The sequence below is a fragment of the Actinomyces sp. oral taxon 170 str. F0386 genome, from assembly GCF_000195595.1.
Taxonomy (GTDB): Bacteria; Actinomycetota; Actinomycetes; order Actinomycetales; family Actinomycetaceae; genus Actinomyces.
This window is the reverse complement of sequence record NZ_GL882512.1, coordinates 1-15,384: the sequence shown is the minus strand read 5'-3', so window position 1 is coordinate 15,384 and position 15,384 is coordinate 1. Positions and strand designations below refer to the sequence as shown.

Here is a 15,384-nt window from a genome sequence, read left to right as displayed (position 1 = left end):
CGCACCCACCACACCAGAACCACCAGACCAGGACACCAAGCACCACCCCACACCACCAGCAACAGACAAGCACCATCATCGACGCAACCAGAACGTAACCATCCTGTAACCACCACCCCCACACCACCACCCCGAACAACATCAGGGTGGTGGTGTGGATGAGAGCGGCAGAAACGAGGCCTGAGGCGTGGACGTGCTCAGAAGCTCCGAGAGAGCCCAGTCCCCGGCTGGGTCCCAGTCTCAGCTCGGGAATCAGGGGTTGGGCTCGGGCTCAGTCCCCACGTGAGGTCCTGGCGCTTGGGTGGGCGCGACGTCGGAACTCGGTCCGGAGGGTGCGACGTCGTTGCCGGTCTTGGGGATGGCCTCATCGCCCAGGTCACCGTCGGTGACTAGCTGGGCGGCGTCCCGGAGGGCCGGTTGCAGGACGGCGGCGCCCAACACGATCGGCAGGTAGGCGGGTAGCACCGTCCATGGCCCTACGAACACGTTCTGCACCACCGTCAGGGCCGCGAAGAACAGCCAGGGTGTGGCCTTGAGCCGCCCCAGGTCCCTCATCATCGCCGCCAGCGTCATCCCGGCGATGAGCAGCAGCAAGAGACCGCCCGGGATCGAGGCTGCCGCCCACATGTCCATGAGGCCCGAGTGCAGCTCGATACGGCCGCCGAACATGAAGTTCTCGACGTAGCCGTTCTCCGGGTTGTAGCCCAGGGCGGCCATGCCCTGCTTGGCCACCCACAGGTCCTCGAAACGGGGCTTGACGCCGGCGCCGTACCCCCAGGGGCGGTTGCGGAAGAGCGCCCAGGAGGCACCCAGCTCGGGTCGTGCGGACAGGAGCAGCCCTGCAGAGCTCGACGACTGGGCGATGGTCCGGTTCTGAGCGTCCTCGCCCAGGGTGCCGGACTGGGAGGCCACCACCACCCCTGCCATGGCCACGGCCCCCACAACCGCCAGCACGATGATCTGTGAGACCGCCAGTCGCCTCGGAGTGGGTACGTGCCACCGCGCCCAGGACGCCAGCGCCTGCCAGACGACCGTGCCCAGGATGATGGCGAGAAAGGCCAGGGTGGAGCGCGAGTCGGAGACGAGGAACACCCCGCTCAGCCCCAGCAGGGCCACGATCTGCACCAGTCGGCGCCGGTTCGCCACGAGGCTGAGGACTATGATCGACACCGCTGCACCGACCCCGAACTTCCACGGGTTGGGGCTGGTCTGGAACAGGGGCAGCGAGTCCAGGAACATGCCGACGCCGACCGCCAGTGCCGCACGCCTCGCCCCCAGGCGGCGTGCGCCCCACACGAAGACGGCCACCGCGCACGGCACGGCCAGCAGGCTCAGAGTGGTGACGCGGCGCGCCCAGGCCTCCACGACGAAGCTGCTCTCGGCCAGCAACGACATGATGTAGGTCGTGCCCGCTGCCAGGATCGACATGGTGAGCAGCAGGGAGAACCGGCGCGCGTTGCGCACGGCCGTCCAGGTGACGGGGACCGAGGCGAGCGCGACGCAGTCCCCGACGCTCAAGGCGGCGGCCAGTTCGCGGCGCACGCCCACGCAGACCAGGAGGACCACGGCGATCGCCATCTCCAGCCGCTGTCGCCGGCGATTCTGCGTCGGACCCGACTCGGGATCAGCCTCCGACGGCGCCTGCGAGCCCTCGTGGGAGGCGGCCAGCGACCAGGACTGGGCCACGGCCGGTCAGGAGTCTTTCCGAGAACGCCGCCGGCCGATGATGAGCAACGGGTCCTCGACCTTGTCCTGCGGGTTCTTCTGGCTCAGGAAGTACAGCAGGATCGCCATGACGGCGCCGGCGGCCAGGCCGATGGCGGCCCCGATGAGTGCGGTGGACACGGCGGACAGGCTGGAGGGCGAGGTTGGGGTCGTGGGGGAGTCGACCACCTTGAGGGTCGCGGTCGTGTTCCCCGGCTGCCCGGAGTTGGACAGGTCTCGGGCCACCGTGTCCAATGCGGTCAGCTCGGCCTCCGCGATCCTGTGGGCGCGCTCGGGCTCGGTGCTGGTGGCGCGAATCTCCACCAGGGTGGTACCGGTCTTGCTCGTCACCGACACGGACTTGCGCAGCTCCTCCTGGCTGATCCCCGTGGTCTTGGAGACGTCCGCGAAGGTGCTCTCCGAGGTCCCGATCTCCACCAGCGTCGGCATGATGGAGGTCAGGTAGTTGAAGGTGTTGGTGGGGTTGGCCTCACTGTTCTCCACGCTCAGGTTCGCGTTGGCCGTGGAGGTGTACTGCGCCGGTGTCAGCAGTCCGAAGACGAGGCCGATGATGGTGCCCAGCACAACGTGCATGACCACAAGGACTGCGTTCTTGCGCAGCGCGACGATGAGGGTTTCCGGGTCCATGGGTTCCGTTTCGGTGATTGCGAGAGCAACAGAATAGCGTGCCCATCGGGGCGTGGACCGGGCGCAGGAGGTGAATCACCTCGTTCCTGGGCACTTCTCAGCGCCCGCCGGACCTTGCTTCATGGGGAATGCTCGCACTCGGAGGACGGCTGACCGGCTGGAGAGTGACGAACGTGACGGATGAACGTGATGGGCGCCCGTCAAGCGGAGTGCCCAGGATGACGGTACCGGGTGGTGCTGAGCAACCCCGGCGACGCCTGGTGCCTTCGGTCAGGCCGAGTCGGAGGTGTCCTCGGAGCCCGAGACGCCTGAGACGTCCGCGGGGTCGGAGTGGAGCCTGGGCCTGGCCTTCATGCCGCGCAGGCCGTTCCAGGCCAGGTTGACCATGTGGGCGGCCACCTCCTCCTTGCTCATCGAGCGGTTCTCCAGCCACCACTGAGCCGGCATGGCCACGATCCCCACCAGCATCTGGGCGTACAGCGGTGCCGTGCGCGGGTCGAGGTCGTGGGCCGCGAACTGCGAGGCGAGGATCCCGGAGACCTCGATGGCGACGTCGGCCAGCAGCGTGGAGTAGGTGCCGGCCGCGCGGTCCGAGCCCGCAGAGAGGATGCGGAACCCGTCGGGGGAGTCCTCGATGTAGGTCAGCAGGGCCATGGCCGCCCTCTCGGCGATCCGCGAGGCTGAGCCGGAGGCGTCAGGTGCGCCCGATCCGTCGGTGGTGGCGTCCGGGTCCGCTGCGGGGCCGGCGTCCGGGTCCGCTGCGGGGCCGGCGGCCGGGTCCGTGATCGCCGAGGAGATCGCGGCCGAGATCGTGGTGATCTCCCGGTCGACGACGACGGCGTACAGGCCCTCCTTGCCACCGAAGTGCTCGTAGACCACCGGCTTGGAGACCTGCGCGCGGGCCGCCACCTCCTCGACGCTGGTGGCGTCGAAGCCACGCTCGGCGAACAGCCCACGGGCCACAATGATGAGCTGCTCACGCCGTTCGCTGGCGCTCATGCGGGTGCGCTTGGCCGCCATGGTCCTATGCCTCACCCGCTTCACCGACCTGGCCGAGCCGACCGGCCTGACGGCCGGAGCGACGGCGCTCGGACCGCTGGGCGAAGCGCGCCGAGGCCAGGGCCCCGGTCCGGCGCGCCAGCCGGTGACTGGGAGCCTCGATGTAGCGCTGGAACAGCCAGGTCAGTGGCGCCGAGGCGAGCGGGGCCAGGATGAGCAGCCACCACGGCGAGATCGACTGCGTCAGCAGCCGCAGCGAGACGACAACCGGCTCGTGCACCAGGTAGAGCGAGAAGGACATGAGCCCCAGGTACTGCACCGTGCGTGAGCGCAGCAGGCCCCGCAGTGCCCCGGCCCTCACCACGAGGTGAACGAGGTAGGCGGCCGCGGCCAGGGTGACCGCGTTGGCCACGCGCTGGGCCAGGCGGCTCTCCATCCCCGGCCACCAGGCCAGGGTGATGAGCAGCAGGCAGGCCAGGGCCTGCGACGTCGCCCAGGGCCGGGGGCGCTCCGGCACAGGGGAGGGGTCGTGCCCCCAGGTCCAGCCCATGACCGCCCCGACGGTGAAGACCGGCAGGTAGCTGCCCGAGCCGGGGCTGGCGGTGATCACCGGTACGGCCAGGGCGGCCACCACCGGCAGCCAGGAGATCCGCCAGCGGGTGCACAGCGCCACCCCGAGGATCATCAGGGGCAGCACGAAGGAGAAGATGGCCTCGGCGTGCAGCGACCACAGGACAGTGTTCCGGTAGGCATGCTTGGGGATGAGCAGGTACTCCATGAGCATCTGGCGCGCACCGAGACCCGTGGGGTGGGTGATCGTCATCCAGCGCCCCAGCGCCGGGTTCTCCGAGCGCGGCACGAGCAGCATCGCGACGACTGCGAAGGTGGTGGAGGCCGCCGCCGGCAGCCACAGGCGCACGAATCGCCGGGGGGCGTAGTCGACCCAGTCGAAGCGCCGCCCCTGGGCGTGGCGGCGGGCCACCGGGTAGGTCAGGGCCACGCCGGACAGGACGAAGAAGATGAGGACGGCCTCGTGACCGGCCCACAGCAGGTGAAGGGGGCTCTGGGTCAGGATCCGGTTGAACGTCCCGGTGGGGACGACGCCGGGCCGGGCGCCGACCTCGGCCAGCGCCGGCACGGTCTCCAGGGCGTGGTGGATGAGCACGACGACGGCGGCCAGCCCGCGCAGGCCGTCGAGCTCGACGAGGCGTACCGCCGCCGGCTTGTGAGGTGAGGAGGGAGGGGGAGAGGCGGGGGCGCCGGAGGGGGAACTGGACATGGGGCCATCCTGCCCTGTCACCCCGCCCGACCGCGAAGTCCTGCGGGTGTGGCATCCGTCCGCCTGCCCGTGCGTCGGCACGAGTCCTGTGCGGTAGTGCTCGACGCCGTCGAGCCGCAGTGGACCGCGCCTGGGTGGGGTGGGCGAGAGGCGTCGAAGGTGCCAGGCGCCGCCGGGACGTGAGAGACTGTCCCGGCGTCGCGCCCCTCGACACTCGGCCGGGGGCTGGGACGCACCTTTCCGCCCTGGTGTAGCGGCAGCACGCAGGCCTTTGGAGCCTTGAGGCCCGGGTTCGAATCCTGGGGGCGGAGCGGCGTAGCATTGACGGCGTTGGGGTTCCCTCGCTCTCACGCCCATCGGGTGGCTCTCCGGTCGCCTGCGGGTCGCGCGCCATCTCGTCCGTCCATCCGTACCTGATCAGAAACCGTTGGAGTCCGTCCCCGTCTTCGTCCGGTCGCCGGCCGGATCCGTCGGGAGCTCGGGCACGAACCTGTGAGAAGAGGACACGTGACCCCCACCGCACCCGCCGCCGTCATCGTTATGGCCGCAGGCAAGGGAACTCGTATGCGATCGGTCACCCCCAAGGTCCTGCACCGGATTGGCGGTCGCAGCCTGGTGGACCACGCCGTCACCGCCGCCAGGGGGCTCGAGCCCCAGCACCTCGTCGTCGTCGTGCGCCATGAGCGCGACGCCGTCGTCGCACACCTCGCCGAGGTCGCCCCCGACGCCGTCCCGGCCGACCAGGACGAGGTCCCCGGCACCGGGCGGGCCGTCGCATGCGGCCTGGCCTCCCTGCCCGAGAGTCTGACCGGGCCCGTTGTCGTCACCAGCGGTGACGTTCCCCTTCTGGACACCTCCACCCTCCAGGCCCTGCTGGCCCAGCACACCGAGCGCGGTGACGCCGTCACCCTGCTGACCACCGAGCTCGATGACCCCACCGGCTACGGGCGCATCGTGCGTGAGGCCGACGGCACCGTCTCGGCCATCGTCGAGCAGCGCGACGCCACCGAGGCCCAGCGCGCCATCCGCGAGATCAACGCCGGCGTCTACGTCTTCGACGCCGCCCACCTGCGCGCCGCCCTGGCGACCCTGGGCATGGACAACGACCAGGGCGAGGTCTACCTCACCGACGTCGTCGCCCACGCCCACCAGGCCGGCCGGCCCACCAGTGCGCTGGTCGTCACCGACCACTGGCTCGTCGAGGGCTGCAACGACCGCGCTCAGCTCGCCGAGCTCGGCGCCGAGCTCAACCGCCGCATCCTGGCCGGCTGGATGGCCCGGGGCGTCGGCGTCGTCGACCCGTCCTCCACCTGGGTGGACGTCACCGCCGAGCTCGCCCAGGACGTCACCCTCGAGCAGGGCGTCCTCGTGCGTGGAACCACCCGGATCGGCCAGGGCGCCCGGGTGGGCGCCTACGCGATCCTCACCGACGCCGTCATCCCGGCCGGCTGCGTCGTCGCCCCCTTCAGCCAGCTCGACGCCGACGCCGCCCAGGCCTGACGCATGAACCCTGCGCATCACCGGCCCAGGCTGAGTCGACCATCTGCTTCCACCTCCGTCTCCAACAGTCACATCAAGGGCCGTACCGGCCGTGAGAAGGGAACCACGTCATGACGGGCATCATTACCAAGGGTGAGAAACGGCTGGTCGTCGTCTCCGGGCGCGCCCATCCCGAGCTCGCCCAGGACGTGACCAGCGAGCTCGGCACCGAGGTGCTGTCCTCCACGGCCTACGACTTCGCCAACGGAGAGACCTATGTCCGCTTCAACGAGTCGGTGCGCGGCTGCGACGTGTTCGTCGTCCAGTCCCACGGCGACCGCGTCAATGACTGGCTCATGGAGCAGCTCATTATGGTCGACGCCCTCAAACGCGCCTCTGCCAAGCGGATCACCGTGGTGGCGCCCTTCTTCCCCTACGCCCGCCAGGACAAGAAGCACCTGGGACGTGAGCCCATCAGCGCCCGCCTCGTGGCGGACCTCTACAAGACCGCCGGCGCCGACCGCCTCATGAGCGTGGATCTGCACACCTCCCAGGAGCAGGGCTTCTTCGACGGCCCCTGGGACCACCTGTGGGCCCAGCCGGTGCTCGTCGACTACGTGCGCACCAGGGTCGACCCCGCCAACACCGCGGTCGTCTCCCCTGACGCCGGCCGCATCCGGGTGGCCGAGCGCTGGGCCAACCAGCTCGGCGGCACGCCGTTGGCCTTCGTCCACAAGACGCGTGACGTCACCCGCCCCAACGAGTCCGTGGCCAACCGGGTCGTCGGCGACGTCGAGGGGCGCTCCTGCGTCCTGGTCGACGACATGATCGACACCGGCGGCACGATCGCCAAGGCCGTCCAGGTGCTCCTGGACTCCGGCGCGAAGGACGTCATCGTCGCCGCCACCCACGGGGTGCTCTCCGGGCCCGCCGTGGATCGTCTCTCCTCCTGCGGCGCGCGTGAGGTCGTCGTCACCGACACCCTGCCTATCCCCGCCGGCAAGCGCTTCGAGCAGCTGACGGTCCTGCCGATCGCGCCGCTGCTGGCCCGGGCCATCAAGGCCGTCTTCGACGACGGCTCAGTCGCCTCGCTCTTCGACACCGTCGGCGTTGCCGGCGCCTGAGACCGGGAGGCCGGAGGGCCGACCCGATACGGGGACGCCCCTGTATCGGGGCTGATACCTCGCTCGCCGGCTCTCGCACCGTTGCGCACCGCTGTGCGCCGCCCTCGCAGGGTCCCACCACCGGGCCCGGCGAGGGCTTTCGTCATGCGCCCGATGGGCAGCGGTGCCCATGAGGATCAGGCGCGGCCGGGGGATCCGGGGGATACAGTCGCTTCCAGGTAATGATTTCATTGCTATTCAACCCACCGGTTGCGTAGTGTGGAACCGTCACTGATTCGTGTCCTACCCATACGGGACGTCCTAACTGAAATAACGCGCTCTACCAGTTAAATTAATTTAGTCACAGGTGTTCGGCTGGTGGTTTTTGTTGCGTGAAGTCCCTGTCGTATCTGCGATATACCGCCACCTCGTGAGCGTATTCACAGTCATATTTCCCGGAGGTTCCCGTGCGACGCCGCTCCAGCGCTCCCCGCCTTCTCATCATTCTGTTCCTTGTTCCGCTCCTCCTCGCCGCGATGGTTCTCCTCACCCCCGCCGCTCTGGTGTCGGCGGCGGATGACAAGGCAGACTCCGACGTCGATGCCGGCGGAAGCGACAACGACGATGGCGCGGGCAAAGCGGGTGCCGGCGGTCAGGCCGCCGATCCCACCGGCCAGTCGTCCCAGGAGCCTCCGTACACGGCCGCGCCTCTGCCTACGGCGCAGATCGACGGCGTCGCCTGGGGACAGCTCGTCGTCGGCGACGTGGTCTACGTCGTCGGTAGCTTCAGCAACGCCCGGCCGGCCGGGGCCCTTGCAGGACAGCAGGAGGTCCCGCGCTCCAACATCCTGGCCTACGACATCAATACCGGGGAGCTCATCGAGGACTTCGCCCCCACCCTCAACGGTGCGGGACGAAGCCTGGCCCTCTCCGAGGACAGCAAGACCCTCTACGTCGCCGGGGAGTTCGACAGGGTCAATGACGAGTGGCACAGCCGCCTGGCCGCCTTCGACATCTCCCAAGGGCACGGAACCCTCATCTCCTCCTTCCAGCCCGTGTTCAGCACCACCGTCAAGGACATCGCGGTGGCCGGCGACACCCTCTACGTCGGGGGCTACTTCACCAAGGTGAACAACCAGCAGCGGACCCGCCTGGCCGCCCTCAAGGCCTCCACCGGCGAGCTCCTGGACTGGACCGCGTCCGCCGAGGGCCCCAACGCCCAGGTCTACGCGATCGAGGTCTCCCCGGACCACTCCAAGGTCGTCATCGGTGGCTCCTTCTCCTCGGTCAACGGCTCGAGCAAGCCCGGCTACGGGATGGCTCTCCTGAGCGCCTCCACCGGTGAGGTGCTGCCCATGCCCGTCAACGACACCGTGCGCACGGCCGGTGAGAAGGCCGCCATCTTCGACATCGCCGTCGATGACGCCGGCTTCTACGCCACTGCCTACTCCGCCGTCGGACGCCTCGACGAGGCCAATCTCGAAGGGAGCTTCAAGGCCGACTGGAACGGCAACCTCGTCTGGCTCGAGCCCTGCCACGGTGACACCTACGGGATCGCCCCCACCAAGGAGATCGTCTACACGGTGGGTCACGCCCACTCCTGCGAGACCATCTACGGCTTCCCCAACATGCCCGAGGTGCGCAAGGACGGCTCTCATCCCCTCTACGTGCGGGCCATGGCCTTCACCAACAGCCCCGACATCACCATCCGCCACCAGGGGGTGGTCGACGGCTACCAGGACTGGTCGACCTCGGGTCTCAAGAGTCCCACGATCATCGGCTGGTACCCGGACCTGGAGGCGGGCAAGGTCACGAAGATGTCCCAGGCCGCCTACAAGGTGGACGTCTCCGACAAGTACGTCCTCATGGTGGGTGAGTTCATCGAGGCCGACGGCAAGGTCCAGCAGGGGATCGTGCGCTATCCACGGCGCGCCGGTCAGCCCACGCTGCCGCCCGAGGGCAAGGCCGAGACCTTGGGTGCCAAGGCGGAGGTGACGACGTCGGGCTCGGTCAAGGTCTCCTTCACCGCCACCTGGGACCGTGACGACCCAACTCTGACCTACAGCCTCTACCGGGACAACGAGACCACGCCGGTGGCCACTGAGAAGATCAGTGACACCCGCTGGGCGCTGACCTCCCACACCCTGGAGGACACCGGCTGCCCGGCCGGCGAGCACACCTACCGCCTCGTGGTCTCCGACCCCAGTGGCAACACGATCACTGCCCAGACCTCGAGCATCACGGTCTCCAAGGATGCGAAGAACGCGGGCAACGCGAAGAACGCCGACAAGAAGGCGGGCAACGATGGTGACGAACAGGCCGACGACGTCGAGCGGGCCGATGACTCCGAGGCGGACGGTGAGGGCAACTGAGACGGCGTTGATCAGGCGGCCCGGGGAGGCCCGACCGGACTGATCGGTTCGAGCGGAGCTCATGAACAGGGCGGGCCCGATGCGTGAGGCATCGGGCCCCCGCCCTGAACGTGTGTCGGTACTCGGCGGCCGGTCTACCAGGAGCGGCGCGGCGACTGCGCGCGGCGGCGGGCCGAGGCCGCGGAGGCCGCCGACATGGAGGTCGACTGCTGAGCCGAGGCTGCCGACGACGCCGAGGCCATCTGCTGGTTCGGCTGAATCGACGGCGGAGGAGGCGGCGGTGGGGCGTCTGGCGGGTCAGGGCTGCGGTGACGGCCGCCGACCGAGGCCGGAACCGGGGTGAGGTGGCGGGTCTGGTCGTTGGAGGATTCCTCAGCCAACGGCGCTACAAGAGTTAGACGCGGCTTGGACATCCGCCGACGGCGGGCAAGGGTCTGTCGGCGCGAGGGCGCCTGCTGGCGCACCGACGTCGGGCGGGAGAGGGAGGATGACGAGGGGGACTCGGCCTCGGGGGACGACTCCTGGATGTGTGAGGAGGAGCGTGTTGCCCTTGTGGCCGTCGTGGCCTCGGGAGTCGAGGTTGGGGTCTGGGTCCGGCGGCGGCTCGTCGTTGTCGGAAGGGAGGACGCGTCCTGCCAGCCGGTCGGCGATACCGGACGGTCCGTCGACGGCGGGGTGATGCGACGTCGGGTGGGCACGCTCGGCGCGGAGGTCGATGCCGGCGTCGAGGTGCGCCGGCGGCTGGACGCCGGGGCCGCGGAGGCGGAGGAGGGCATGGCCGAGGATGTCGGGGCCGGTGCCGGAGCGGGCGGGTACTGGTAGGAGGTCGCACCCGGCGTGCCTGATGAGGCGGGGGACTGCGAGGAGGCCGAGGAGGCCGGAACGGTCTGCCCAGTGGGAAGCGCGGTGCTGCGCCGGCTGGGGGCGTCCGGTGCCCCCGGGGAGCGGTGGCTACCGGCGGTCGACGCCGAGGTGTACGGCTGCACCGCGATCGAGGGGGAGGCCGGTACCGTCAGGTCCGCGGGAGTGGGAAGCGGCGGCGGAAGAGGCGCGTGCGTGTAGGACGGCGCGGCCTCGGGTGCTGAGGCGGCCTGCTGGCGGTGCATCGCCGAGGTGATGCCGGAGGTGAAGGAACCGTGCGCAGGAGCTGAGGCCGCCGACGTCGACGACAGTGAGACTGCCGAGGGCATGGACGTAGCCGAGCCCGCCGGGCTCATGGGGGCCGCAGACCTCGTCGACGACGCCGAGGAGATCGAGGACGGCGTTGGCGCAGGAGCGCGGGACGCCGCCTCCTGCGCGGAGGGCTGCGCCGGTGCCGGGGAGTACAGAGGAGCGGAGACCGCGGGCATCGCGGTCGTCTGATCCGGTGCCTGCTGCGCGGAGAAGACCGGGGCGGCGGCGGAGGACGCCGTCGGCTGGGACGCCGGCACCGGAGCCGAGCTCGACGATGCCCCCGACATCATGGGTGCCGAGACGGGCGACGGCATCGAGGCGGGGGTGGGCTGGGGAGCGAGGGCCCCGGGTGCCTGGGCCTGCTCGGCGGACGGGGTGAAGGAGGCCTCCGGCGAGGACGGAACCGGCGACTGGGCCTGAAGCTGCTGGTACTGGTATGGAACCTGCGCCTGAGGCTGGGCCGGGGACGGGCTCGGCTGCAGGAGGGCGGCCGTCTTCTGACGCAGGGCCCGCAGGGAGGCCGCTGCCCGCCCTGTGCGTACCTCGCCGTCGTGGCCGCTGCTGCGGCGGTGGCGGAACATGGCGTAGGAGACGGAGGCCAGCAGTCCCAGCAGCAGCCCGGAGATCGCCGAGGCGCGGGCTCCGGGGCGCTCTATGGTGGTGGTGGCCGTGGTGGCCGGTGAGGTGGTGCTCGTCGTCATCCCCAGGGCCTCCTTGCCCAGCAGGTCGCCGGAGGAGAGTTCCTTGTTGAGGGAGGCCGCCGTCGCCTTGGCGATGTTGACGGCCTTCTCCTTGCTGCTGGCCTTGGCGGTGATGGACAGGACCAGGGTCTCGGGCGGGTTGGTGACCGTCAGGGCGTCCGAGAGGTCCGAGGTCTTCATGTTGAGGGACTTCGCTGCCGGGTCCAGGACCTTCGGACTCGTGGAGAGCTCCACCAGGGTGGGCATGAGGTCCTTGGCCTGAGTCGAGAAGGAGGGGGTCTCCTTGGACTTGGGCTGGATACCCAGGGTGGTGGTTGCTGCCGCGACCGGTTTGGTCGACAGGGCCACCCCGAACCCGGCCAGGGTGCATACGAGCAGGATGACGAGGCAGGCTACGAGATTCCTGCGGATGGCGTGAAGGATCTGCGAAGGCTGCACGCTGCTCCCCATCTGGTCTGGTTCTGGTCGTTTCTAGCGTCCGGTCGGATCCGAGCGGAACCCGGCGGATGCTGAAAGGCTACGGCCCAACCCTAACTGTAAGATCACGTTCAGGTCTCGGTGACTGTAGTAGCCTTCCTGCGCCCCCCGGCCTGCCTGGGTTCCTCAATCGCGAGGGACCTGGCGATGTGGTGAGTCTTTCACCGGGGCCGTGGGGCAGGCGAGGGCTGTCGGGACCCCCGTCAGCGCGGCGAAGAAGACGTCGGGGTCGGTCGAGTGCGGCCGACGTCGTCGGACTTCTTCCGGCCCTACCTGACCTTGGTCAGGTCGCCGGAGGTGCTCCCAGCATCTTCCCGGACAGTTCCCACAGCGCGCCCTCGGCTGCAGGTGATGTCGCCGCGGCATCACCATCACATCACGACGACACACGACAAGGGAGGAACGATGTCCCTCGCCAGGACCCTGTTCATCGTCCTCCCCATGGTTGTCGCCGCCCTGGCGGTCCTCATCCTGGTGGCCGACCGCATCCACCGCCGCCCCATCGTCGGGGCGGGGCTGGTGATGTGCGCGATCGGGTTCGTGCCGGTGTGGGTGATGATCCCCGTCGAGCCCAATGTGCCTCCAGCGACCCTGGCCTGCTTCCTGGTGATCATCGCACTTCTGCCCGGCTTCTCGTGGCGGCTGACCAGCGGGGACCTCATGGTCGCCACCGCCTGGGGGCTGGTGGGCCTGTCCGTCGCCGCGGGCTCGCCGCTCAACTACGTCCTGTCCGACCTCGTCTTCGGCGCCCTGCCCGCATACCTCGCCGGGCGGCTGCTCGTGGAGCGGCTCGGGCTGCGGCGCGTGGCCGAGGTCCTGGCGATCGTGTGGATCGCGGTGTCCGTGCTGGCACTGCTCGAGGCCGTCACCACCATCAACCCCTTCAGCTACATCACCGTCCACAACAACCTCTATGAGGAGTGGTCCCCGCCGCTGGCCAGGGGCAGCCTCACCCGCGTCGAGGGCGCCTTCGGCCACCCCATCGCCCTGGGGGTGTGCCTGGCGGCGGGGATCCCGCTCATTCTGGCGACGTGCTGGAGGCCGGGCTACCGGATCGCGGCCGGCGCCCTCGTCCTGGGGGCGACCATCCCCACCTTCTCCCGCTCAGCGATCGCCTGCGCCGTCATCGCCGTCATCCTCAGCCTCATGCAGGTGCATACCAATATCCCCGCCCTGTGGCGGATGGGTTTCCTCACGGTGCTGGTCGGCGTGGGCAGCGTCCTGCTGCCCTACGTCCTGGGGGTCTTCGACTCGGCGGGCCGCGAGCAGGAGGACTCGGCCGGCTACCGCGGCGACATCCTGGTCCTGGTGCGCCAGCTCAATCCGCTCGGGCTGTCCTCGGCCTACCAGAAGTCGGGGGACTCGGTGGCCTGGGGCGGCTACAGCTCCATCGACAACCACCTGCTGCTGACGGCGCTGCGCTTCGGGTGGATCCCCGTGGTGCTCATCATGGCGGGGCTGCTGGTGTACCTGGCTCGGGCCTTCATCCAGCGCTCCAACCCCGCCCAGATCGCCCTGCTCAGCCTCATCCCGGCCTACGGGACGGTCGCCTTCATCACCCAGATCGGAACCGTCGTGTGGCTCATCGCCGGGATGGCGGCCTCGGCGCAGGTCTCGGTCCTGCTGGAGAGCCGCAACAACACCACAGGTGGGGGCGTGGGCGTCGTCGCCGGGCACGCCAACCCCTGGAACCGGATCCGCAGCGGGAACCGGTCCCGCAGGGCCTTCACCGGTCGGCCGGTGCGCTCAGCCGTCCACGCCGCCGATGGCGCCGAGGCGGGGAGTCACTAGACTCGCGGCCGTGCTTCTGACTGCGCTCCTGCCTCCGCTGCTCGCCGACGCCGACATCGCCCGCACCGTTCGCGCCGCCTCCTCCCGCCGGCGCTCCGACCGCAGCCTCGTCGTCGCCCCGGGCGCCCGGCCCGCCGTCCTGGCCGCCATGACCCTCGGGGAGGAGGGCGTCAACCGGGTTGCCGGCGATGACGCCGGAACCGGCGGGGCGGGCGGCGCGGCCGCCGTCGGTCAGAAGGGCTCTGACGCCGGCTCCGGCACGCCCCTGCTGGTCGTCACCGCCACCGGCCGCGAGGCCGAGGAGACCGCCCTGGCCCTGCGCAGCTACCTGCCGGCAGACGACGTCGCCGTCATGCCCGCCTGGGAGACCCTCCCCCACGAGCGGCTCTCGCCGCGTGCCGACACCGTGGCCCAGCGCCTGTCCGTCCTGCGCCGCCTGGCCCACCCCGAGGAGGGCGGGGCGATCCGCGTCCTCGTCGTCCCCGTGCGCGCCCTCCTGGCTCCCGTCATCGCAGGGCTCGGCGAGCTCGAGCCCGTCCATCTGGCCCCCGGTCTGGCCGTGGGGCTGGAGGAGACCGCCCGTCGCCTGGAGGCCGCCGCCTACACGCGCGTCGACATGGTCGAGTCCCGCGGCGAGTACGCCGTGCGCGGCGGTATCCTCGACGTCTTCCCGCCCTCCGAGCCCAGGCCGGTGCGTGTGGACTTCTTCGGCGACGAGATCGACGAGGTCTCCTCCTTCGCCGTCGCCGACCAGCGCACCATCGAGGCGCTGAGCGCTGTGACCGCCACCGCCTGCCGTGAGCTGGTCCTCACCGACACGGTGCGCGAGCGCGCCGCCGCCCTGGCCGACGCCGTCCCCGGCGCCGCCGACATGCTGGAGAGGATCAGCCAGGGCGTCGCCGTCGAGGGCATGGAGTCCCTCGCCCCGGTGCTGGTGGACAAGATGGTCCCGCTGCTCGACCTCGTCGGCGACCGGCTCACGGTGCTGCTGGAGCCCGAGCGGGTGCGCAAGCGCGCCGAGGACCTCACCGCCACCACCGGTGAGTTCCTCGCCGCCGCCTGGACCTCGGCGGCCTCCGGCGGCACAGTCCCCGTCGACCTGTCCGCTGCCGCCTTCGCCCACCTGGCCGAGGCTCGGGCACTGGCGATCTCCACCAACCGCGGCTGGTGGTCCTTCACCGCCCTGGCCGCCGGACCCGAGACCACCCGCCTGCCCCTGAGCGACCCGCGCACCTACCGCGGTGAGCTCGAACGAGCCGTGGCGGACCTGGGCCGGCTGGCCCGTCAGGGCTGGACCGTCGTCGTCGCCACCGACGGCCCCGGACCCGGCCGGCGCATGGCCCAGCTCCTGGGCGACGGCGACGTCCCCGCCCGCATCGTCGACCAGCTCTCCGAGGCCGGCGAGCTCGGCCGCGAGGCCGACTGGGTCCCCGACCCGGCCGCCGCACCCGATGAGACGGGCGGGGCGGCTGCCGTTGACGGCGCGGTTGATGCTGCAGCCGCTGACCCGACGGCGGGACCGGGTGACGGCGTCGTGCGCGTCACCCAGGCCAGTGCCGGCCACGGCTTCCTCGCCGAGGGACTGCGCCTGGCCCTCATCGCCGAGTCCGACCTCACCGGGCGGGCCTCGGCCGGCCCTCGCGGGCGCCGCAGCCTGC

The 15,384-nt window shown here is 70.3% G+C and carries 9 protein-coding genes, 1 tRNA gene and 1 pseudogene; 6 read left to right on the top strand and 5 right to left on the bottom strand.

What is annotated here, in order from left to right:
* Positions 1-252: 252 nt before the first annotated feature.
* The 4 genes from HMPREF9056_RS01930 to HMPREF9056_RS01915 all read right to left on the bottom strand — a co-directional run bounded on the left by HMPREF9056_RS01930 (position 253) and on the right by HMPREF9056_RS01915 (position 4,630).
* A complete protein-coding gene (locus HMPREF9056_RS01930; protein ID WP_034513398.1) occupies positions 253-1,578 on the bottom strand; it encodes a hypothetical protein in 1,326 nt (441 codons plus the stop codon).
* Positions 1,579-1,692: 114 nt separating this feature from the next.
* Positions 1,693-2,352 carry a chain-length determining protein gene (locus HMPREF9056_RS01925; protein WP_009402297.1) on the bottom strand — a complete coding sequence of 220 codons (660 nt, stop codon included), beginning with the start codon at positions 2,350-2,352 and terminating at the stop codon, positions 1,693-1,695.
* 270 nt (positions 2,353-2,622) lie between these two features.
* A complete protein-coding gene (locus HMPREF9056_RS01920) occupies positions 2,623-3,372 on the bottom strand; it encodes a TetR/AcrR family transcriptional regulator (RefSeq protein WP_009402296.1) in 750 nt (249 codons plus the stop codon).
* Positions 3,373-3,376: 4 nt separating this feature from the next.
* On the bottom strand, positions 3,377-4,630 hold the full coding sequence (locus tag HMPREF9056_RS01915) for an acyltransferase (protein WP_009402295.1): 1,254 nt from the start codon (positions 4,628-4,630) through the stop codon (positions 3,377-3,379).
* A 239-nt stretch (positions 4,631-4,869) separates the two neighbouring features.
* Between HMPREF9056_RS01915 and HMPREF9056_RS01910 the strand changes: the two genes are divergently transcribed.
* From HMPREF9056_RS01910 to HMPREF9056_RS01895, 4 genes are all read left to right on the top strand, one after another.
* Positions 4,870-4,941, top strand: a tRNA-Gln gene (locus HMPREF9056_RS01910).
* Between the two features lie 196 nt (positions 4,942-5,137).
* Entirely contained in the window at positions 5,138-6,130 is a 993-nt protein-coding gene (locus HMPREF9056_RS01905) for a bifunctional N-acetylglucosamine-1-phosphate uridyltransferase/glucosamine-1-phosphate acetyltransferase (protein ID WP_087942161.1), read from the top strand.
* A gap of 110 nt (positions 6,131-6,240) precedes the next feature.
* On the top strand, positions 6,241-7,233 hold the full coding sequence (locus HMPREF9056_RS01900) for a ribose-phosphate diphosphokinase (RefSeq protein WP_009402293.1): 993 nt from the start codon (positions 6,241-6,243) through the stop codon (positions 7,231-7,233).
* Positions 7,234-7,679: 446 nt separating this feature from the next.
* Positions 7,680-9,584: a hypothetical protein gene (locus HMPREF9056_RS01895; RefSeq protein WP_009402292.1), complete on the top strand. Its 1,905-nt coding sequence runs from the start codon at positions 7,680-7,682 to the stop codon at positions 9,582-9,584.
* A gap of 134 nt (positions 9,585-9,718) precedes the next feature.
* On the opposite strand, the gene HMPREF9056_RS01890 is transcribed toward HMPREF9056_RS01895, so the two are convergent.
* Positions 9,719-11,896 (bottom strand): YveK family protein, encoded by a 2,178-nt coding sequence (locus HMPREF9056_RS01890; RefSeq protein WP_157184983.1) that lies wholly within the window; start codon positions 11,894-11,896, stop codon positions 9,719-9,721.
* 444 nt (positions 11,897-12,340) lie between these two features.
* Here HMPREF9056_RS01890 and HMPREF9056_RS01885 point away from each other — a divergent pair, with 444 nt between their 5' ends.
* Entirely contained in the window at positions 12,341-13,726 is a 1,386-nt protein-coding gene (locus HMPREF9056_RS01885) for a membrane protein (RefSeq protein ID WP_009402289.1), read from the top strand.
* Positions 13,727-13,736: 10 nt separating this feature from the next.
* Positions 13,737-15,384 (top strand): annotated as a pseudogene (locus HMPREF9056_RS01880) (transcription-repair coupling factor); the annotation flags it as partial.

Bases quoted from the DNA above. Each gene is read 5' to 3' on its own strand.
- HMPREF9056_RS01930 (WP_034513398.1), bottom strand. From the start codon at position 1,578: ATGGCGATCGCCGTGGTCCTCCTGGTCTGCGTGGGCGTGCGCCGCGAA.
- HMPREF9056_RS01925 (WP_009402297.1), bottom strand. From the start codon at position 2,352: ATGGACCCGGAAACCCTCATCGTCGCGCTGCGCAAGAACGCAGTCCTT.
- HMPREF9056_RS01920 (WP_009402296.1), bottom strand. From the start codon at position 3,372: ATGGCGGCCAAGCGCACCCGCATGAGCGCCAGCGAACGGCGTGAGCAG.
- HMPREF9056_RS01915 (WP_009402295.1), bottom strand. From the start codon at position 4,630: ATGTCCAGTTCCCCCTCCGGCGCCCCCGCCTCTCCCCCTCCCTCCTCA.
- HMPREF9056_RS01900 (WP_009402293.1), top strand. From the start codon at position 6,241: ATGACGGGCATCATTACCAAGGGTGAGAAACGGCTGGTCGTCGTCTCC.
- HMPREF9056_RS01885 (WP_009402289.1), top strand. From the start codon at position 12,341: ATGTCCCTCGCCAGGACCCTGTTCATCGTCCTCCCCATGGTTGTCGCC.